This is a genomic window from Kribbella sp. NPDC056951, assembly GCF_042674205.1.
Taxonomy (GTDB): Bacteria; Actinomycetota; Actinomycetes; order Propionibacteriales; family Kribbellaceae; genus Kribbella; species Kribbella yunnanensis.
Genome location: NZ_JBHUQZ010000007.1, coordinates 167,617 through 187,354, shown reverse-complemented (window position 1 = coordinate 187,354; position 19,738 = coordinate 167,617). Strand labels below are relative to the sequence as shown.

Sequence of the window (19,738 nt, the reverse complement as noted above, 5' to 3'; positions counted from 1 at the left end):
CTCACGACAATACTTAGCGCAAGGGCTAAGTATTGGGAACGCAAGAACCCCACCTCCGTCGCGGAGGTGGGTTCTTGGGACGACGTCGGTCAGTCGCGGGTGAGCTTGCGGTGGGTGACGCGGTGCGGGCGGGCGGCCTCGGGGCCGAGGCGCTCGATCTTGTTGGCCTCGTACGACGCAAAGTTGCCTTCGAACCAGAACCAGCTCGCCGGGTCCTCGTCCGTGCCCTCCCAGGCCAGGATGTGGGTTGCGACACGGTCCAGGAACCACCGGTCGTGGGAGACGACCACGGCACAGCCCGGGAACTCCAGCAGGGCATCCTCGAGGGACTGCAGAGTCTCCACATCCAGGTCGTTGGTCGGCTCGTCGAGGAGCAGCAGGTTGCCGCCCATCTTCAGGGTCAGCGCCAGGTTCAGCCGGTTGCGCTCACCGCCGGACAGGACGCCGGTGGGCTTCTGCTGGTCCGGGCCCTTGAAGCCGAACGAGGCGACGTACGCCCGGCTCGGCATCTCGAAGTTCGCGACCTTGATGTAGTCGAGCTCGTCGGAGACCTGCTGCCAGACCGTCTTCTTCGGGTCCAGGCCGCCGCGGGACTGGTCGACGTACGAGATCTTGACCGTCTCGCCGAGCTTCAGGCTGCCCTTGTCCGGCGTCTCCTCGCCGACGATCATCCGGAACAGGGTCGACTTGCCGACGCCGTTCGGGCCGACGATGCCGACGATGCCGGCGCGCGGGAGGGAGAAGCTCAGGCCGTCGATCAGCTTGCGGTCGCCGAAGCCCTTCTCCAGCTTGCTGACCTCGAGCACCGTGCTGCCCAGCCGCGGACCGGCCGGGATGTTGATCTCGTCGATGTCCAGCTTCTTGGACCGCTCGGCCTCGGCCGCGAGCTCCTCGTAGCGGGCCAGCCGGGACTTGCTCTTGGTCTGCCGGGCCTTCGCGTTCGACCGGACCCACTCGAGCTCGCGCTCCAGGATCTTCTGCCGCTTCGCGTCCTTCTGGCCCTCGACCACCAGCCGCTGCTGCTTGGTCTCCAGGTACTTCGAGTAGTTGCCCTCGTAGCCGTAGGTCTTGCCGCGGTCCATTTCCAGGATCCACTCGGCGACGTTGTCCAGGAAGTACCGGTCGTGGGTGATCGCGAGGACGGCGCCCGGGTACTTCTGCAGGTGCTGCTCCAGCCACAGCACGGACTCCGCGTCCAGGTGGTTGGTGGGCTCGTCCAGGAGCAGCAGGTCGGGCTGCTGCAGCAGCAGCTTGCACAGCGCAACCCGGCGGCGCTCACCACCGGACAGGTTGTCCACCAGTACGTCGGCCGGCGGGCACCGCAGTGCGTCCATCGCCTGCTCGAGTTGCGCGTCGACGTCCCAGGCGTTGCGGTGGTCGAGCTCGGTCTGCAGGTCGCCCATCTCGGCGAGCAGCGTGTCGTAGTCCGCGTCCGGGTCGGCCAGCTCGGCGGAGATCTCGTTGAAGCGGTCGAGCTTCTGCTTGGTGTCGCCGACCCCCTCCTCGACGTTCTCCAGCACGGTCTTGCCTTCGGTCAGCGGCGGCTCCTGGAGCAGGATCCCGACCGTGGCGTCCTCCGCCAGCCGCGCCTCACCGTTGGAGGCGTGATCGAGCCCCGCCATGATCTTGAACAGCGAGGACTTGCCGGTGCCGTTCGGCCCGACCACGCCGATCTTCGCCCCGGTCAGGAAGTTCAGCGTGACGTTGTCGAGGACGACCTTGTCGCCGAACGCCTTCCGGACGTTGCGAAGGGTGTAGATGAATTCCGCCATACCCCAGAGCCTATGCGCTCGGCACCGCCCGAGCCCAACCGGTTGTCCACAGGCCCCAAGTCAGCGCTGATTCGAGGCCCGATCGCCTGCATCTTCTCCGGTGACAAAGCGATCGAAAGGACAGTGGCCACGATGAGCGAGACCTACGTGACAGTGCAGGGCTGGGTCGGCAGCGAACCCCAGTTCAAGGAAGTCGGCGGCCGGACACCGCAAGCCAGCTTCCGGATCGGTTCCACCCCGCGGCATTTCCAGCCGGAGCGCGGCTGGTCCGACCGACCCACCACCTGGTTCAACGTCGAATGCTGGCGCGCCCTCGCCCAGAACACCTTCGAATCGGTCCACGTCGGCCAGCCAGTCATCGTCACCGGCCGCCTCCGCACCTACGAATGGACCACCGACGCCGGCGAGCAACGCTCCCGAGTAGTCCTGGACGCCCTCTCGGTGGGCCACGACCTCTCCCGAGGCACCACCACCTTCACCAAGTCCGCACCCCGCACCGAAGCAGCCTGGCCAGACCCCAACGCCGCGACACCCGCCGACCCCATGTCACCGGGGCCCGTAGCCGCTCAAGGCGCCATCACTCCCACCGCTCCCGCACCTCTTCACCAAGCCGCGCCCGACCCTGACCTTGTCGCGCCCTACCCACCCGACGAGTTCCCCGCCAAGCCTCTCCCCCTCACCCCGACCACCCGGGAGGCCGAGGCGGCATGACTATCTCAGCCTTGACTTATATAAGCAGCGCCCGGCATTCTGGACGGCATGATCGACATTCTCGAGCACATCAACGCTGTCCAGCGGGAGGTCAGCCGCACCGGCGAGACCGTGAGCCTGCAGATGCGCCGCGCGTACCGGGCGACACCCGAGGAGCTGTGGGACGCACTGACCGACCCGACTCGGCTGGCCCGCTGGTTCTGGCCGACGACCGGCGACTTCCAGGTCGGCGGCAGCTTCCAGCTGCAGGACATGGCAGGCGGCGACATCCTCGAATGCGAGCCCCCCAAGGGCTTCAAGGTGACGTACGGCGGACCGAACAGCTTTCTGGAGATCCGGCTGCACCCTGCGGCCGGCAACTCGACGGATCTCGAGCTGGAGCACGTCGTGACGGGGATCCCGGCGCCCGGCGCCGGTGGCGCTCTGTACGTCGGCCCTGGCTGGGACGGCGGTCTCCTCGGCCTGGCGCTCTACGTCGCCGGGCTTCCAGACGACCACAACCCGGTCACGTTCGCCGACTCCCCGGAGATGCTCAAGTTCAACGAGCAGTCCGTCCGCGCCTGGCTGAAGGTCGTCCGCGATTCGGGCACGACGAGCGAGGAGGACCTGCTGGAGGCCGCCAAGGTCTCGATGGCCCAGTTCGCCCCAGGCGTCGAGCTCTAACCTGCCCTATCTCGCAGTCAACGCCACCGCTCGTCCGGGACGCCGGCTTGGCGGTTGTGGTGATCAAGCACGGTCGACAGGAGCGCGGTCAACCGCCGTCGCTCCTCGGCCGACAACGGAGCGAGTATCTCCTCCTGAGCAGCCGCCAGCCTGCTCTCCAGCCGTCGCAACTGCCGCTTCCCCGCCGTGGTCAGCGAGATGACGTTGCGCCGACGATCGGACGGATCGGCAGCACGCTCGACGAACCCGAGCTCGGCCAGCTCATTGATCGTCGCGACCATGTCGCTCAGGTGAATACCGCTCCGACGACCCAGCGACGCCTGACTGGCCGGGCCGAAGTCGTCCAGTGTCGCCAGCAGGCGGTAGTGGTAGCCGCGAGCACCGACAGACGAGAAGCCGTCGACCACCAGCCGGGCAGCATGCTGAGCCGTCTGCCCGAGCAGCCAGGTGGGCATGCCCGCCCACCGGGCAGCCTCACTCTCCGCACCATCCATCCGGCGAGTCTAGCGAATCGTTCGGCCGACCAACGATTGTGTTACCGTTCGGAACACTAACGTTAGTCGCCCTAACATTTCGCCGCCGATCGATTCCGCAGGAGTGAGGACATGATCACCCCCTTCCACATCGCCGTCCCCCAAGCCGACCTCGACGACCTAACCGACCGCCTGGGCCGCACCCGCTGGCCGAACGAGGTGACCGACGCCGGGTCCGACTACGGCTTCCCGCTGGCACGACTCCAGGAGCTTGCCGACCATTGGCGCACCAGCTACGACTGGCGCAAACACGAGGCCGCGCTGAACGAGTTGCCGCACTTCCGCACCGAGATCGACGGCCAGACCATCCACTTCGTCCATGTCAGATCTTCGCGACCGGACGCGCTCGCGCTGATCCTGACCCACGGCTGGCCGGGTTCGTTCCTCGAGTTCCTCGACGTGATCGAGCCGCTGTCACGCGACTTTCACCTGGTGATTCCGTCGATCCCGGGATATGGCTTCTCCGGACCGACGCACGAGCGCGGCTGGAGCGTCGACAGGATCGCGCTGGCCTGGGCCGAGCTGATGCGCCGCCTCGGCTACGAGCGGTACGGCGCACAGGGCGGCGACTTCGGGTCAGGAATCTCGATGGCACTCGGAGCGGCGGCTCCCGAGCAAGTGGTCGGGGTGCACGTCAACTACCTCCCGACACGGCCTGATCCGACCGTCGAGGTCGACCTATCCCCTGTCGACGAGGCCCGCCTGCAGAAGGTCCGGGAGCTGATGGCGAATCGTCCGCCGTACCAGGCTCTGCAGGCACTCACGCCGCAGACCATCGGGTACGCACTGACCGACTCTCCGGTCGGTCAGCTGGTCTGGATCGCCGAGCGCTTCGCACAGTGGACGGACCCGCGCTCCACCATCACCGACGAACGGCTGCTCACCGGTATCTCGCTCTACTGGTTGACGGCCACCGCAGCTTCCTCGGCGCGGCTGCACCACGAGACACCAAGAGGAGCTCAACCATGCCCAGTCCCGCTCGGGGTCGCCGTCTTCCCCTACGACATCACCCAGTCGGTGCGGCCACTGGCCGAGCGGCTGTACGACATCAGGCACTGGTCCGAGTTCGATCGCGGCGGGCACTTCGCGGCGATGGAGGTGCCGGATCTCCTCGCCGAGGACATCCGGACCTTCTTTGTCAGCCTCCGCGAGGTCTAGCCGCGAGCGATCGCGAGGGCGTCGCGGCAGGTGCTGTAGGCATCGAGCTCGGCTCGGGCCGGCGCCACGACGTGGCTGTCGGCAACCTTCTCGAGCTCGCTGCGCAGCGCCTGCTCGGCTGCCCGGGCCCGCCGCGCAGCGCCGCTGACAGCCGCCAGCCGGCAAAGCACCGCGAGGCCGACGCCAAGGGCTGCACCACCGACCAGCATGATCCACGCGTAGGCGATTCCGCCCGCGCCCGGCAGCGGCACATCGCCGGCATCGGCGATCCGCGCCACCAGTGCCGCAAGCAGCCAGGCCGCACCACCCAGCGCCACCAGGAACAGCAACCACTGGACGAACTTCGCAGCACCCCACCAACCCGGGTTGGTGGTGTTGCCGAGGTCGGTCCGGGCCACGGCCTGGTCGAGCTCGTCGCCGAGCGACTCCTCACGACGCCGGATCTGCGTCCGCACGGAATCGGCCCACGGCCGCGACAGACCTGCCGCGGCCCGGTCGGTGATCGTGCGGACCGCACTGTCCATCCGGGCCCGCTGCACCGGTGTTGCCGCAGGCAACGAGATGCGCGCACTCGCGACCTCGCTCGTCGCGGACTTGCGCAACGCCTTGCCCTGCTGGCGGGAGACCTCATCGAGCTGCAGTCCGCGGAGCGGATCCGGGCGGAACCGGCCGATCCACTTCGTCAACGGCCATCCGGTCGCGGCCTGAGCGCGCTGCAGGTAGGACCGGCGTACGGCGTCGACGACCACCGGCAGACCGCTCGCATCCGAGAGCGCCTCGACCAGCTCGGTGACCTCGGCCTCGGCGATCTCCGGAGTCTTGGCCGTGCCGCACTGCTTCGCCATCCGGTCCGCGACGCGATCCACGTCGGCGGCGATCCGCTCCCGGGCCGAGCGCTTGTTGCTGACCCGCTTGACCAGCAGGCCGCGCACCTCGTCCAGTCCGTCGCCACTGACAGCCGAGGTCGCGACGACCGTCGGGGCCTTCAGGCCGTCGGTCTTCAGCAGTCGCTCAAGGTCGTTCAGGCAGCTCTTCCGCTGGTCCGGAGTGAGCTTGTCGACATGGTTCAGCGCGAAGACCATCACGCCGGAGTGCGAGGCGTAGGGCTTGATGTAGCGGTCGTGCAGGGCCGCATCGGCGTACTTCTGCGGATCGACGACCCAGACCAGCATGTCGACCAGCTCGACCAGGCGGTCGACGATCAACCGGTGCTCGACCTCGATCGAGTCGTGGTCAGGCAGGTCGAGCAGGATCAGGCCGTCGAGGTCCTCCGACTGCGCGTCCTCCAGCGAGCTGCGGTGCTGCACCTGGTGCCGGCGTGGGATACCCAGCCAGTTCAGCACCTCACCGGCCGGCTCCTCACCCCAGACACAGGCCAGCGGCATCGAGCTGGTCGGGCGGCGGGTCCCGATCGCGGCCAGGTCCAGGCCGGTCATCGCGTTGAACAGCGACGACTTCCCGGAGCCGGTGGCGCCGGCCAGCGCGACCACGGTCAGCTCACCCGACATCCGCAGGCGTTGCCCGGCGCGGTCGACGATCTGGGTGGCCTCGGACAGCACCACCGGATCGAGCCGGCCTTGGCCGGCGGCCGAAGCCTTCTCGAGAGCGTCGATCTTGGTCAGGACGTCGGTCGCACCCCGTACCGGGCCTTTGACCGTCTCCGTCGTTTCCGTCACGTGCAGTCCTCCACCGCGCGCGCGGCCTCGGTCAGTTGCCTGGCAGCCTCGGGATCGACCGGATGCTGGTCGAGGACAGCCAGATACCGGGCGAATTCGGCATCCATCAAGGCATGAACCTTACCGTCAAGATCAGCGCGTGCCTTCGACATCAGGGTCTGGACGGCTGCGTCGCCGAAGACCGCGGTCAGCAGCTTCTGCCCGACGACCGCGCTACCGACCCCGATACTCGCCTCGGCACCGGTCGGAATGCCCGCATTCTCGGCAAAAAGGACCACCATGACCGACAACGACAGCCCGTTCACCCCGGCATCCAGGATGCGCGCCGCCAGCCGCTTCTCGGTACCGACCTGGCGCACCAGATCGAGCACACCGGCCTGCCACTCCCGCACAGCCCGCTCGGCATTCGCCTGGAACTCCGGCGACATCGCCCCGAGGGCGATCTCGGAGCCGGTCGATGTGTCCGCCCCGGTCTCCGTGGCCGGCTCAGCCGCGGCCCGGGCCACCGCGAGCAGTTGGCGTCCGGCCGGCGTCGCCTGCCAGATCTTCTCCGCGCGCTCGGCAGCCGCCTCGGCCTGCTCGACCAGCAACGACGACAACCCGGATTCGATCGCATCGTTCAGATCGCGGGTCGGGGCCGGCGCAGCGGCGATCGACTTCTTCACCTTCTCGCGCAGCTTGCCCGAGTTGCCTTGCAGACCCTTCAGCAGCTCGCCCGTCCCGACGAACTCCTGCCACCTGGCCAGCACCTCGCCACGCAACAGGCTCGCGTCCTGGGTCGAGGTCGCAATGTCCTTGACCGCCTGGTCGTATGCCGCCTCCACGCTCGACCGCAGTTCGACCGCAGTGTCACCCTGGGCCCGCACCGCCGCCGCGAACGGCGGCGTCGTCTTCACCATCGAGGTGACCGCACCATGAAGCGTCCGGCGCACAACCGCCGCCCGCGCCTCAGCGTCGGCCGCCAGGTCGACCAGCCAGTCCTTGATCGAAGCAACAGTCTCGCCCGGCAGCATTCCGTTGCCGTCGACAACCGTCTCCCGAATCGAGAACAGCGGCGAGTCGCCGAGCCCACGCTCCAGCAGCATCTGCGCCAGGTGCCCCGTGATGTCGTCGATCGTCTCCGCCGGTGCGCGGTCGAGCACCACGGCAACCGCCGTACTGCGATCCGACGCACTCTGCAGGAACTCCCACGGCACCGCATCCGAGTACCGCGCCGCCGTCGTCACGAACAACCAGAGGTCAGCAGCCGCAAGCAGTTGGGTAGCCAGGTCCCGGTTCGCCTCGACAACCGAGTCGATGTCCGGTGCGTCCAGAACCGCAAGCCCACGCGGCACAGTGTCCGAAGCAACCAACCGCAGCTGCCCCGGATCCTCCATGCCCCCAGGGCTCTCCGCGGTAGTCCGCGCCATCCCCGGCAGCACCCGGTCACCGATGAACCAGTCCGCATCAGCCGGGTGATGAATCAGCACCGGCGACCGCGTAGTCGGCCGCAGTACACCCGGCTCGCTCACGACCTTCCCGATCACCGAGTTCACCAAGGTCGACTTGCCGGCACCGGTAGACCCGCCCACCACAGCCAAAATCGGAGCTTCCAGCTGCACGAGCCGCGGCAAGATGTAGTCATCCAGCTGATCCAGCATCGCCTTCTGCTGCTGCCGAGCCTCATCAGCCCCCACAACATCCAAAGGCAACCGACTCCCAGCCAACGCCCCCCGCAACTTCATCAACGAGGTAATCAGCGCCATAGCAGCCTGCTCAGCCGCCAACCGCTCAGCCAACTCCTCAGCAGTCAGCTCAACCTCAACCGCCTCAGCATCCTCCGAGGGCTCTTCGGCGGGCTCGTCAGCAGACTCCTGATCGGACTCCTCAGCCGAGTCCGCCTCGGCCGATGCCACTTCAGCGTCACCCGACGCCTGCTCGCCGTCCGCAGCAGCCACCGCCGGAGCACCAGCCGCCTCCTCGGCGACCACATCCTCCGCCGGCTCACCCGCGGCAGTCTCCGCGACCTCACCACCAGAGTCGCCCTCAGCAGCCCCATCAGCCGAAGCCACCTCAGCCGACTCCTGAGCGGACTCGTCCCCGCCCTCCTCAGCCGATCCCGCGTCAGCCGACTCCCGGACGGACTCGCCCCCGCCCTCCTCAGCCGAACCGGCGTCAGCCGACTCCCGGGCGGACTCGTCCTCGGGCTCCTCAGCCGAACCTGCGTCAGCGGACTCCTGAGCACCCTCTACGGCGTCCTCCGAACCCTGCTCGGCGTCTGCCTCGGCGCCGGCCACAGCCTCCGCAGCCTCACCTGCAGCAGTCTCCGCGACCCCAGCACCGGACTCGCCCTCGGCAACCTCAGCAGCCTTCTCGGCAACCGCAGCCGCCGGCTCCGCGCCCGACGCCACCTCAGCATCGCCCGACGCCTGTTCGCCATCCGACGCCTGCTCGCCGTCCGCGGCCGCCGGCGCACCATCCTCGGCCGACTTCTCGTCGGCAGGCTCCTCGGCTACCGGCTCCGCAACGTCATCCGCAGACTCGTCACCAGCGGCCGACTCAGCCGACTCCTTCGAGTCCTCGACGACCGCGCCCTCCGGCGCCTCAGCCGTCTCGACCTGGTCCGAAGAGTGGTCGGACGCCGGCTCAGCCTCGGCCGCAGGCTGCTCCGAGGCGGCCTCCGCGGCTTCGGCGGCCTCGTCGCCGGGCTGGTCGGTTGCAGCCTGCTCGGCCTGCGCGACATCTTCGCCAGGCTTGTCGGCTGCGGCCTGCTCGGCCGGCTCCTCGGCCTGCGCCGACTCCATGCCTGCGGACTGGACAGCGGCTAGCTCTTCCGCGTACGCCCGCGCCTCGTCGACCTCGACCGACGATCCATCAGCTTGTTTGGGGAGCCCCACGATGATGTTGCCATACTCGAGCGGGAACCCGTCCGGAGACTCATCCGGCTCGTACACCACACCAACAGTCGGCCGCGGCCGCTCACCCTTCGCCGCCACACCCTCGCCCGCGTTCTCAGCCTTATCCACGCTCTCGGCGGCGACCTCGCCGACTACCTCCGCCGCACCATCCTCGGCATCGACACTTGCCGCACCGCCATCAGCTGATTCGGCCACCTCGGCGGAGTTCTCGTCCTTCGGCTCACCCTCGCCAGCGTCAGCGGCGCTCACCTCAGCCGAGCTTTCGCCTGCAGACACCTCGGCGCCATCATCCGCCGCCGCGTCACCCGGCTTGGCAGACTCATCCGCACCAGAACCGTCAGCCTTCACGTCCGCACCGCTCGCAGGCTCGGCAGCCGCCTCGGAACCGCCGGCCGCGGGCTCGGTAGATCCCTTGGACCCGCTGCTCGCAGACTCAGCAGCCTCGGACGCGCTGCTCTTGTCCTCAGCAGCCTCCGCGGACTTCCCGGTCGCCGACGCAGCAGTCTCCGCCGGCTCACCGCTCGACGTACCCGTTGCCTCAGCGACCCCACCGGTCGCCGCAACCGACTCACCGCTCGCCGTACCGGTTGACCCGGCGGACTCACCGCTCGCCCCGGTTGACCCGCTGGCCGCCGCGTGGGCGGGCTCGGTGGGGTCGCCAGGCGTGGTCGCTTTCGGCGGCTCGTCGGTGGCGGGGTTCTGCTCGGGGGCTGGAGTGGGCTCGGGGGTGGTGTTCTTGCGGCGGCGGCGGCGCCAGAAGCCCTTGCCTTTGGCACCGGCCTCGGACTGCGCGATCAAGTTGGCCAGCTCCTGGGCAGGCTGGTCCCGGCCCGGAACCTGTGGCTCCGGACCTTCACCAGCTGCTGACTTGATGTCAGCCACGGCGTCCGCCCACGAGCACAGAGTGCCCGGTCGGACAGCACAGAAGCAAAGTCATCGTCATCCCCGTTTGGCGGCGTGGACGGGTGGCAGTCACTGCGATGGTGGATACGGACCGTATCCTCCCGGCGATCCTTGCGAACCAGGGGGTCCCGATGGGTAACCGGGCTGGCCCGCTGGGTAACCGGGTTGCCCCGAGGGATACCCCGGCTGGGGCGCTCCGTAACCACCCGGGCCAGGCTGCGGCGCGCCGTACCCGATCGGTGCGTCCTGGACCCCGGGACCGCCCGGTCCCGGCATCCCGGGCCCACCTGGTCCGCCCGGGGGCATCGCCTGGGGGAAGGCTGGCATCGGCGGGAAGGGGACGCTGGCTCGCCGGGCACGTAGCTCGTCGAGCAGCCGCTTCTCGTCCTGCAGCGCCTCGGGCCCGATCACCTGGCGGACGATCTTGTCCCGCAGGTAGGCGAGGTCGGTCGCGTTCTGCTGGAACGCCTTCGCGGCGGCTTCGGCCTGACCGCCGTACCGCCGGGCGTTCTGGCGGAGGGCCTTGCGGCCGCGCATCGTGGCGATCAGTGGTACTTCCGGGGCGACCATCCAGCCGAACCGCACGTAGTCGTAGAGCCGCGAGGCGATCATCTTGCCTTCGCGGGACCGCAGTACCAGCGCGAACGCCACCATGCCGATGAAGATCGGCACCATCAGCAGGAAGTAGGCCACCAGGAAGCCGGTGCCCTCGGCCCAGCTGGCCGAGGCGTTCCAGGCTGCGTGCGCGAGTACGGCGGCCAGGTAGCCGACGACCGGGGCCAGGTACCGCACCGCCGTACTGCGATGGCGGACGGCGATGCCGATCCCGATCGCAGTGAAAGAGGTGAAGAGTGGATGCGCGAACGGCGACATCACGCCGCGCAGGACGAAGAGGACAAGGACGCCACGCAGGCCCTCGTCGCTACCGGCCTCGTGGGACAGCTCACTGAAGATGCGGCCGTAGTAGAGGATGTTCTCGGTGAAGGCGAAGCCGACACCGACCATCCCGGCGTACACCAGACCGTCGATGATGCCGTCGAACTCCTTGCGGCGCACCAGCGCCAGCAGCAGGATCACGGAGCCCTTGGCGAACTCCTCCACCGGCGGGGCGACGAAGACGGCCGACCGGTCGCCGCCGGCGCCGGTCTCGGCCAACTGCTTCGCGACCTCGGTGTTGATGAAGATCGCGACCAGCGTCGCGATGAAGGCACCCCAGCAGAGCGCGAACAGAATGTACTTGGTCGGCTCCGGTTCGTAACGGTCCAGCCAGAGGTAGAGCCCGATCACCGGGATCACCGGGACCATCGCGAACGCCATCCCCCAGGTGAAACCACCCGCACCCGTCGAGTTCGCCACGATCGCGAAGATCGCCAGCCCGGCGATCGCCATCAGGACGGCGATCACGATGCCGATCAGAACCCGCCGGTTCCGCTGCTGCCCAGGGACCGGATGGTTCCCGAGCACGTTCGGCTGTGGGTACTGTCCGCCGGGCGGGTACGCCGACGACGCCGCGGGTTGCGGCGACCCGGCCGGGCCTGGTGAGGGGTAACTCATGCCCGCAGCCTAGTTGGATCATCCACCCGAGGGCAGAACCGCCCACGCGGCGTTACCGGGATGGAACGACAACCCTGTACTTCCCCACCGCCGAAGCACGCCACACCCGGTAACCCGGCAGCGCGATCACCCGCCCATCTGACAGACTCTTCCTGGCATGCGCCAGTAGCTCAGCTGGATAGAGCGTCGGACTTCTAATCCGTTGGTCGCAGGTTCGAGTCCTGCCTGGCGCGCAAACCACCCCCTGACCTGCGAGGACGCAGCTTCAGGCGGTCAGATGACGGCGATGGCCTCCACCTCGATGAGTTGCTCGGGGCGGGCGAGGGCCGCGACGCCGATCATGACGTCGGTCGGCTTGTGGTCGCCGAACACTTCGTGGCGGGCTGCCTGGACGATTGCCTGGTGTTCGCGGAGGTAGCCGACCAGGTAGATGCCGAGCCGGGTGACCTGATCGGGTCGGGCGCCGGCCGCGGCCAGGGCGCGGGCCAGGTTCGCGAACGTCTGCCGGGCCTGGACCGCGAGGTCGCCGGGGCCGACCAGTTCGCCTTGGAGATCTTCCGGCTCCTGCCCGGCGATGAAGACCAGCTTGGTGCCGGTGGCGATCGCCACGTGGCTGTACATCGTCGGGGTCGGCAGGTCGTCCGGGTTCAGCAAGTCGACGGTCATGCTCGAAACCTAGGGCACGGAAGGTCCGAAGCGATGGGGGTCGATGAAGGATGCGTCCGTGTACGGCGTTTCCTTCATCGCTATCTGGGCGAGGAGTTCGCCGAGTCCGCCGCTGTGTTTGAAGCCGTGACCGCTGTCGCCGCCGGCGACCACCACGCGATCGCCGTACCGGCCGGCCAGGAACTGTCCGTCGGGTGAGTCGGTGACCATGCACGGGATGACCTGGACGGGTGCCGGGTCTAGGCCGGGGAAGGCATGACCGACGGCGGCGGCCAGTTCGGCGATGTCTTCGATCGGGCGGATCGAGCGGTCCAGGTCGTCGGCGGCGAAGCCGGTCACGTGGGAGGTGTCGCCCTCGAGGCCGACCTTCACACCGAAGCCGTCGTCGGAGCCGTGGCCCCACAGGCCGCGTCCATCGGCGAGCTCCCAGATGAACGACGGGAAGTTCGCGAGCCGGAACGCCTCCGAGTCCGGGTCCTTCGGTGCGAACCAGAACATCGGCGTACGGCGAGGTGTCAGCGGCAACTCGGGATACAGCGACCCCAGCCAGGCGCCCGCACACACGATGACCTGATCGGCGTGGAACTCAGCCGTCGGCGTGCGCACGATCACTTCGTCGGCGCGCGGGTCGATCTCGGTCACCATCGTGTGCTCGTAGACCTCGGCACCCAGGCGGCGGGCCTCGGTGACGTGCGCGCGGACGATCGGTTCGGCGAAGCAGATCCCCGCACCTGGATCCAGTACAGCGACATCGCCGGCGGCGAGACCGCCGTACTGCGGGTACCGCGCCCTGAGCTCGTGGTGAGACAGGTCGGTGGTTGGCGCGCCGGCCTCGGTTGCGGCCCTAAGTGCGCCGCTGACCGGCCTGCTGTCGGGCGCACCGACGTTCAGTGAGCCGGTCTGCCGGACGTACGTCTCGCCGGTCCGCTCCCCCAGCTCGGTCCACAGCTCCAGCGACTTCCGCGCGATCGCAGTCAGCCCGGGGTGCTCCATACAGGCGACCCGGAACAGCCGCGTCGTACCGTGCGAGGAACCGAGCGGGTGACCGATCGCCTGACGCTCGATCCCGACCACGTTCACTCCGCGAGCAGCCAACCGCCACAGCGCTGCCGAACCGAACGCTCCCAGGCCGACGACGACCACATCGGTGCGCATGTCAGGGCCTGGCCGTGGCGATGATGCCGTTGATGAGCATGTCGACCGCCCAGCGGCGGCGTTCGGACGGCGTACCGGAGAGCAGGTCGGCGCCGTGTTCGGTCAGGTGCGGGAACTGCTGTGCCGAGGCGCTGGTGATGGATTCGCTGAGTCGTTGCCACTCGGCTTCGGAGTTGCCGTCCTTGCCGTCGGTAGCGTGTTCCGCGGCCGTGGCGGTGGCTGTCTGAAGGAGGTAGTCCAAACCCCAGGCCGCCTGGCCGGCGGGTACTCGCCCGGCGGCGAGCAGGCCGAGCAAGCTGTCGACCAGCGCTAGATAGTTAGGCCCGTCGGGGCGGGTGTTGAGCGCGGACTGCGCCAGGCTCGGATGGGCGAGCAGCAGGTCGGTGTAGCTGCCGAGGACTTGCTGCAACGCCTCCCGCCAGTCGTCTGCGTGCTGGGCCGGTGTCAGGTCGACCTGCGCCAGCAGGCGATCGAGGATCGCGCCATGGAGTTCGTGGGTGTTGGCGACGTACACATAAAGCGAGGCGGGGCCGGTGTCGAGCTCCTGCGCGAGGCGGCGCATCGTGACGCGCTGCAGACCCTCGCTATCCATCACCCGCACTGCCGTGTCGATGATGCCTTCACGGGTCAGTGCAGGTTTGGCGGGACGCTCCCGGCGGCTCAGCGCAGGCATGCACTCAAGCTACTGCACCGCCTGTGAAGAACTCGGTCATGCGTTCCAGACCGTCCGCACCGAACATCATCTCCAGGCTCTCAGCGGACTCCGCAGCGCTGGCCTCACCGCGCGGGAAGAGAGAGCTCTCGTACGCCGTCAGTGCAGCCTCGGTGTCGTTGCGGTGTGCCGCGATCGCCTGTGCCAGCTCGGCGCCGTCGAACATCGCCAGGTTGGCGCCTTCACCGGCGAACGGCGACATCAGGTGAGCGGCGTCGCCCAGCAGCGTCACACCGGCGGTGCGCTCCCAGCGGTGTCCGACCGGCAGCGCGTGAATGCGGCGCAGCACTGGAGAACCGTCGGCAGCTGCGATCAGCTCTCGGAGGCCTTCGTCCCAGCCGTCGAAGTAGCGCAGCACTGTGGTGGAAGTGGGGTCGACGATGTCGAGCCAATCCTCGTCCACCTTCAGCCCGGCGTAGACATGCAGGCTGCCATCGGTCTCCCGGTGCGCCAGGATGCCGCGCTCGTCACCCAGGCAGATGAAGAAGCCGCTGCCGATCAGCGCAGCGCTGCGCGGGTGGCGCACCTCGGCGTCCAGTAGGTCGAACTCGGCGAAGGAGATGCCGGTGTACGTCGGCACTGCATCCGAAACCAGCGACCGAACACGCGACCACGCGCCGTCGGCACCGATCAAGAGGTCGGTGGTGATGGTGGACCCGTCGGCGAAGGACACCTGGTGACGTCCGCCGTCCAACGGCCGCACGCCGGTGACCTTCTTGCCCCAGTGGATCGCACCGTCGTGTAGCGAATCCAGCAGCAGCTTGCGCAGGTCGCCGCGATCCACCTCCGGTCGTCCGCCGTTGCCGTCGTCCTCCATAGCGGCGTGGACCGTGCCATCACGACCAACCAGGCGCATGGCCTCGCCACCCTCATGGATGAGCTTGCGGAAGTCGTCGTACAGGCCCGCGGCGTGGAGTGCCCGCTGCCCGCTCTCCACGTGGATGTCGAGCATCCCGCCCTGCACCCGCGCCTCCGCCGACGGCTCCAGCTCGAACAGCGCCGCCTCGATCCCGTTCACCTGCAGAACCCGCGCAGCCGTCAGCCCGCCGAGCCCGGCGCCGATGATCGCAATGGGGTGATGAGTAGTCATACACCGACCATAACGAACATGTTCGTTACGAACAAGTTCGTTCGACCTACGAGCGCGCCGATCCGAAGGTGAAGAGGCTCACACCCGGCACAAAAGCCTGCTCATCCCCGATATAGCGGTGCACGCCCACGCCGTACCCGGCGTCGGCAGGAGACAGATACACGCGTTCGAACCCCGCCGACTCGAACCAGCCGCAGATCGTCGGCGCCAGGTCGGGCGCCTCGCGGTGGCGTGTCCAGATCAGCACAGCACCGGGTTTGCAGAACTGCGGGCTGAGCGAGACCGTGCGCTCGACATCCCGGTCCGAGATGTTGCCGAAGATGCCACAGGCGAGCACGAGGTCGGCGGGCACCAGGCCGGCGTACTGGTCGGTGAGCGACGCGTCGCCGGTGACGACCTCGACCCCGGAGAGTCCGAGACTCTCGACAGCTGCGGTGGCTACGGCGGTGTTGCGCGGGTCCAGTTCGACGAGGCGAGCGTGGACGTCAGCACGACGAGGGTGGTCGGCCAACACCTCGATGAGGTCCCGGCCCTGCCCCGCGCAAAGGCTGATGACTTTGAGCGGGCCAGGCGGGGCGTCGGACAGGGCCGCGCGCACATGCCCCTGTACGTCGGCCAGTCGCCGGGCGAGCGGCGTACCGGGGCGGTCGTAGTCGTCGTGCCAGGTGGACCAGTCCATGACGTGATTCCTCTCAGGGAACTCCTAGGGAGTTCTTAGTGCAGGCACGGGGCCAGGTGGGAACCCCGTTCGTCTAAACGAGTACTGGCAGGCTAGGGAAGGGCACTGACGTGGTAGCGATGATGAACTTGGCGGTTGTCGGCGCCGAGGAAGAGATTCGGTACTCAGGGGATGCTGTGGTCGTGCTGGCCGGGATTCCGGGAGCCGGCAAGAGCACGCTGCTGCGTCGGCTCTACCCCGAGGGTGAGGACCACGGTGGCTTGCGGGTCTTCGACTCCGAGCGGTTGCGGGCACGGTGGATGCGCGTGCTGAGTCCTGTTCCTTATTCCTACTGGCGTCCGCTGCTGCACCTGACCTACTACGTGCAGGTGCTCAGAGCGATGCACAGCGGTCCCATGGTGATCCATGACTGCGCCACGCGCCCGTGGGTACGGCGAGTGCTCGGATGGCGTGCGCGTCGCGCCGGACTGCCGTTGCACCTGATCCTGATCGACGTACCGGGTGAGGTGGCGCGGGACGGCCAGTGGTCGCGCGGACGCGTCGTACGGACCAGCAGTATGGAGACGCACTGCCGGCGCTGGCCGCAGCTGCTCGCTCGGGCAACTCAGGACCCCGGACAGGTGGTTCCGGGTGCGCGGTCCGCGATCGTGCTGAGCCGGCGTCAGGCGAGCCGGCTGCAGGCGATCACCTTCCGTTGAGTTTGGCCTCCAGGCCGTCCAGGACCAGGTCGAGGCCGAACTCGAAGTCCTCGACCCGGCCGGACTCCATCACGTGCGTGATGATCCGCACGACATGTGGGAACCGCTCGGGATCCAGTCCGCCCACCACCTGAGCCGACACATCCGGGGCCGCGTCGACCGCGAATGGCAGGTTCACCTCCTGCAGCGTGAAGCCGTACAGGTGGCTGTCGAGCGTGTGCCAGGCATCCAGCGCGCCCTCGACGGTGAAGCCGCCCTCGAGCAGCCGACCGAGCGTCGAGTCCAGGTACTTCGTCATCCCCGGACCGATCGTGAACCGGGACATGATCTGCAGCGCCGCCCACGGATGCGCGACCAGCACATCGTGTGCGGAGATCGACCGCCGCCGCATGGCTTCCTTCCACGGCGTCCCGGTCGGTGGCACCTCGATGTCGGTCAGCACCAGATCGACGATCGCGTCCAGCAGATCGCTCTTGTTCTTCACGTGGTTGTAGAGCGACATCGCCTCGATGCCGAGCTCGGTGCCGAGTTTGCGCATGCTCAGCGCGTCCAGCCCGTCCCGGTCGGCGAGCGCAATCGCGGCCCGCAGGACGCGTTCCCGGTTGAGTGGATCTCCCCGCGGTGTCATGGACAGACTCTAACCTTACATCGTAAGCTTACGCCGTAAGTACGAGAGTGGGGGGAACACAATGCTTGCCATCACACAGAACCGGTACGGCGATCCCGGCGTGCTCGCGCTCCGCGAAGTCGACGTGCCGGTGCCAGCTGACGACGAGGTGCTGGTCGAGGTCCGCGCGGCCGGGGTGGACCGGGGCGTCTGGCACCTCATGACCGGCCTTCCCTACCCCGTCCGGCTCGCCGGGTACGGCGTTCGTGCGCCGAAGAACCCGGTGATCGGCATGGACGTGGCCGGGGTGGTCAGCTCGGTCGGGGCCGGGGTCAGCCGATTCAAGCCGGGCGACGAGGTGTACGGGCTCGGGATCGGGACGTTCGCCGAATACGCCCGGGTTCTGGAGAAGAAGCTCGCGCCGAAGCCGGCGAATCTGACGTTCGAGCAGGCGGCCGCCGTACCGGTTTCGTCGCTGACTGCTCTCCAGGCGGTTCGTGATCAGGCGAAGGTCAAGCGTGGCGACCGGGTACTGATTCTGGGCGCCTCGGGCGGGGTCGGCAGCTACGCGGTGCAGGTGGCCGCGACATTCGGTGCCGACGTGACCGGGGTTTGCAGCAAGAGCAAGGGCGATCTGGTCAGTGCGCTCGGCGCGCATCAGGTGCTCGACTACAGCAGCGACGACTTCACGCAGTACGGGCCGTTCGACGTCATCCTCGACATCAACGGGCACTCGTCGCTGGGTCGGTTGCGGGAGGCGCTGACGCCGAAGGGGACGCTTGTCATCGTCGGAGGTGAGACGGGTGGCCGGTGGTTGGGCGGTATGGACCGCCTGTTGCGGGCGATGGTGCTGACCGGGTTCGTCGGCCAGCGGCTGCGTCCGTTCATCAGCTCCGAGAACCACGTCGACCTGCAGGCGATGACCGAACTGATCGAGACCGGCAAGGTGGTTCCGGCCGTCGATCGGGTCTTCCCGCTGGCCGAGGCAGCGGCGGCGATCCAGTACCTGATCGATGGTCACGTGCGCGGGAAAGTCGTGATCGCCGTGGCCTGACAAGGGTTTCACGGAAACTGTCGGTGGCGCCTGATTGGGTTGAACCTCGCGATCGGGAGAGGTGACCGTGAAGGTTCGAGTGGGGCGTGAGGTGCTCGCCGAGGCGGTTGGTTGGGTAGCCAAAGGGCTGCCGAGCCGGCCGAGTGTGCCGATTCTGGCCGGGATGTCGGTCGAGGCGGCCGACGGAATGCTGACGGTGTCCGGGTTCGACTACGAGAGCTCGGCGCAGGTCTCCCTACCGGCCGAGGTCGGGGACGACGGCCGGGTCCTGGTTTCGGGGCGGCTATTGGCCGGTATTTGCCGGGCGATGCCGCGGGACACCGTGGATCTGAGTTCGGAGGGGGCTCGGGTCGCGGTGTCGAGCGGTGCCGCCAGGTTCGCGCTCCAGACGCTGCCGCTCGATGAGTACCCGGCACTGCCGGAGCTTCCGGCCGCCGGCGGGGTGGTGAGCGGTGAGGTGTTCGCGCGGGCGGTCACTCAGGTGGTGACCGCTGCGGGGCGGGACGACACCCTGCCGGTCCTCACCGGAGTTCGGGTGGAGATCCGCGGGCCGGTGATCACGTTGCTGGCCACGGATCGCTACCGGCTGGCGGTCCGCAGTTTCGCCTGGGAGCCGAACGATCCGGAGATCGAGGCGGACGCGCTCGTCCCGGCCAAGGTGCTGTCCGGCCTGGCCAGGACGATGGCCGGTCACGAGGTCACCCTCGCACTCGGTTCAACTCGCACAGGGGACGGGTTGATCGGGTTCGAGGGGGCCGGCCGCCGGGCCACCAGCCGGTTGATCGACGCCGAGTTCCCCAAGGTGCGCAAGCTGATTCCGGCACCGGGCTCGATCACCAGGACGGTCACGGCGGACACCGCCAGTCTCATCGAGGCGGTGAAGCGGGTCTCGCTCGTCGCGGAGCGCACGTCGCCGCTGCGGTTCGAGTTCACCGAGGGGACGGCGATCCTCAGCGCCGGCAGCGGTGAGGAGGCCGAGGCCACCGAGCCGATCGAGGCAACGCTCACCGGCGATCCCCTGGTGATCGGGTTCAACACGGGCTACCTCGTGGATGCGCTCGGTTCGCTCGGCACACCGTTCACGCATTTCTCCTTCACCGAGCCGACCAAACCGGTCAACATCGTCGGCCTGCACTCCCCCGACGAAACCCCGGACGGCCACTCGGCGTACATCGTCGTCCCACTCCGAGGGATCAGCTGATGCCAAACT

General features: G+C 68.2%; 17 protein-coding genes and 1 tRNA gene. 7 read left to right on the top strand and 11 right to left on the bottom strand.

The annotated features are described in order from the left end of the window. Nucleotides 1–89: 89 nt before the first annotated feature. Nucleotides 90–1,772, bottom strand: a complete 1,683-nt coding sequence (ettA, locus tag ACFTSF_RS26615; RefSeq protein WP_380156541.1) for an energy-dependent translational throttle protein EttA — start codon at nt 1,770–1,772, stop codon at nt 90–92. Nucleotides 1,773–1,904: 132 nt separating this feature from the next. On the opposite strand from ettA, the gene ACFTSF_RS26610 reads away from it, so the two are divergent. Both ACFTSF_RS26610 and ACFTSF_RS26605 read left to right on the top strand, forming a co-directional pair. Next, on the top strand, nt 1,905–2,483 hold the full coding sequence (locus tag ACFTSF_RS26610) for a single-stranded DNA-binding protein (RefSeq protein WP_380156539.1): 579 nt from the start codon (nt 1,905–1,907) through the stop codon (nt 2,481–2,483). Between the two features lie 48 nt (nt 2,484–2,531). Continuing rightward, on the top strand, nt 2,532–3,146 hold the full coding sequence (locus tag ACFTSF_RS26605) for an SRPBCC family protein (RefSeq protein ID WP_380156537.1): 615 nt from the start codon (nt 2,532–2,534) through the stop codon (nt 3,144–3,146). A 17-nt stretch (nt 3,147–3,163) separates the two neighbouring features. Here the strand turns inward: ACFTSF_RS26605 and ACFTSF_RS26600 are convergent, their stop codons facing one another. Continuing rightward, on the bottom strand, nt 3,164–3,640 hold the full coding sequence (locus tag ACFTSF_RS26600; protein WP_380156535.1) for a MarR family winged helix-turn-helix transcriptional regulator: 477 nt from the start codon (nt 3,638–3,640) through the stop codon (nt 3,164–3,166). 111 nt (nt 3,641–3,751) lie between these two features. On the opposite strand from ACFTSF_RS26600, the gene ACFTSF_RS26595 reads away from it, so the two are divergent. After that, the gene (locus tag ACFTSF_RS26595; protein WP_380156533.1) at nt 3,752–4,837 is read left to right on the top strand and encodes an epoxide hydrolase family protein; all 1,086 of its coding nucleotides are present in this window, start codon (nt 3,752–3,754) and stop codon (nt 4,835–4,837) included. Here ACFTSF_RS26595 and ACFTSF_RS26590 read toward each other — a convergent pair. The 3 genes from ACFTSF_RS26590 to ACFTSF_RS26580 form a co-directional block, all read right to left on the bottom strand. Continuing rightward, the gene (locus tag ACFTSF_RS26590) at nt 4,834–6,513 is read right to left on the bottom strand and encodes an ABC transporter (protein ID WP_380156531.1); all 1,680 of its coding nucleotides are present in this window, start codon (nt 6,511–6,513) and stop codon (nt 4,834–4,836) included. The genes ACFTSF_RS26595 and ACFTSF_RS26590 overlap by 4 nt on opposite strands. Further along, entirely contained in the window at nt 6,510–10,292 is a 3,783-nt protein-coding gene (locus ACFTSF_RS26585; protein ID WP_380156529.1) for an AAA family ATPase, read from the bottom strand. The genes ACFTSF_RS26590 and ACFTSF_RS26585 overlap by 4 nt, the downstream gene beginning before the upstream one ends. Nucleotides 10,293–10,382: 90 nt before the next feature. Next, nucleotides 10,383–11,867: a PrsW family glutamic-type intramembrane protease gene (locus ACFTSF_RS26580; RefSeq protein WP_380156527.1), complete on the bottom strand. Its 1,485-nt coding sequence runs from the start codon at nt 11,865–11,867 to the stop codon at nt 10,383–10,385. A 159-nt stretch (nt 11,868–12,026) separates the two neighbouring features. Between ACFTSF_RS26580 and ACFTSF_RS26575 the strand changes: the two genes are divergently transcribed. After that, nucleotides 12,027–12,100 (top strand) — tRNA-Arg (locus ACFTSF_RS26575). A 40-nt stretch (nt 12,101–12,140) separates the two neighbouring features. On the opposite strand, the gene ACFTSF_RS26570 is transcribed toward ACFTSF_RS26575, so the two are convergent. The 5 genes from ACFTSF_RS26570 to ACFTSF_RS26550 are packed head-to-tail and all read right to left on the bottom strand — an operon-like array spanning nt 12,141 to nt 16,169. After that, entirely contained in the window at nt 12,141–12,533 is a 393-nt protein-coding gene (locus tag ACFTSF_RS26570; protein ID WP_380156525.1) for a RidA family protein, read from the bottom strand. A gap of 9 nt (nt 12,534–12,542) precedes the next feature. After that, entirely contained in the window at nt 12,543–13,688 is a 1,146-nt protein-coding gene (gene solA / locus ACFTSF_RS26565) for an N-methyl-L-tryptophan oxidase (RefSeq protein ID WP_380156524.1), read from the bottom strand. Between the two features lies 1 nt (nt 13,689). Next, nucleotides 13,690–14,361 (bottom strand): TetR/AcrR family transcriptional regulator, encoded by a 672-nt coding sequence (locus tag ACFTSF_RS26560; protein WP_380156522.1) that lies wholly within the window; start codon nt 14,359–14,361, stop codon nt 13,690–13,692. A gap of 4 nt (nt 14,362–14,365) precedes the next feature. After that, nucleotides 14,366–15,490, bottom strand: a complete 1,125-nt coding sequence (locus ACFTSF_RS26555; protein ID WP_380156520.1) for an FAD-dependent oxidoreductase — start codon at nt 15,488–15,490, stop codon at nt 14,366–14,368. Between the two features lie 46 nt (nt 15,491–15,536). Then, nucleotides 15,537–16,169 (bottom strand): class I SAM-dependent methyltransferase family protein, encoded by a 633-nt coding sequence (locus ACFTSF_RS26550; RefSeq protein WP_380156518.1) that lies wholly within the window; start codon nt 16,167–16,169, stop codon nt 15,537–15,539. Nucleotides 16,170–16,288: 119 nt separating this feature from the next. Between ACFTSF_RS26550 and ACFTSF_RS26545 the strand changes: the two genes are divergently transcribed. Then, nucleotides 16,289–16,867: an AAA family ATPase gene (locus ACFTSF_RS26545; RefSeq protein WP_380156516.1), complete on the top strand. Its 579-nt coding sequence runs from the start codon at nt 16,289–16,291 to the stop codon at nt 16,865–16,867. On the opposite strand, the gene ACFTSF_RS26540 is transcribed toward ACFTSF_RS26545, so the two are convergent. After that, the gene (locus ACFTSF_RS26540; RefSeq protein ID WP_380156515.1) at nt 16,854–17,495 is read right to left on the bottom strand and encodes a TetR/AcrR family transcriptional regulator C-terminal domain-containing protein; all 642 of its coding nucleotides are present in this window, start codon (nt 17,493–17,495) and stop codon (nt 16,854–16,856) included. The two genes, ACFTSF_RS26545 and ACFTSF_RS26540, sit on opposite strands and share 14 nt — an antisense overlap. A gap of 61 nt (nt 17,496–17,556) precedes the next feature. On the opposite strand from ACFTSF_RS26540, the gene ACFTSF_RS26535 reads away from it, so the two are divergent. Both ACFTSF_RS26535 and dnaN read left to right on the top strand, forming a co-directional pair. Next, entirely contained in the window at nt 17,557–18,528 is a 972-nt protein-coding gene (locus ACFTSF_RS26535) for an NAD(P)-dependent alcohol dehydrogenase (protein WP_380156513.1), read from the top strand. 67 nt (nt 18,529–18,595) lie between these two features. Next, entirely contained in the window at nt 18,596–19,729 is a 1,134-nt protein-coding gene (gene dnaN / locus ACFTSF_RS26530) for a DNA polymerase III subunit beta (protein ID WP_380156511.1), read from the top strand. The last annotated feature ends 9 nt before the right edge of the window (nt 19,730–19,738 follow it).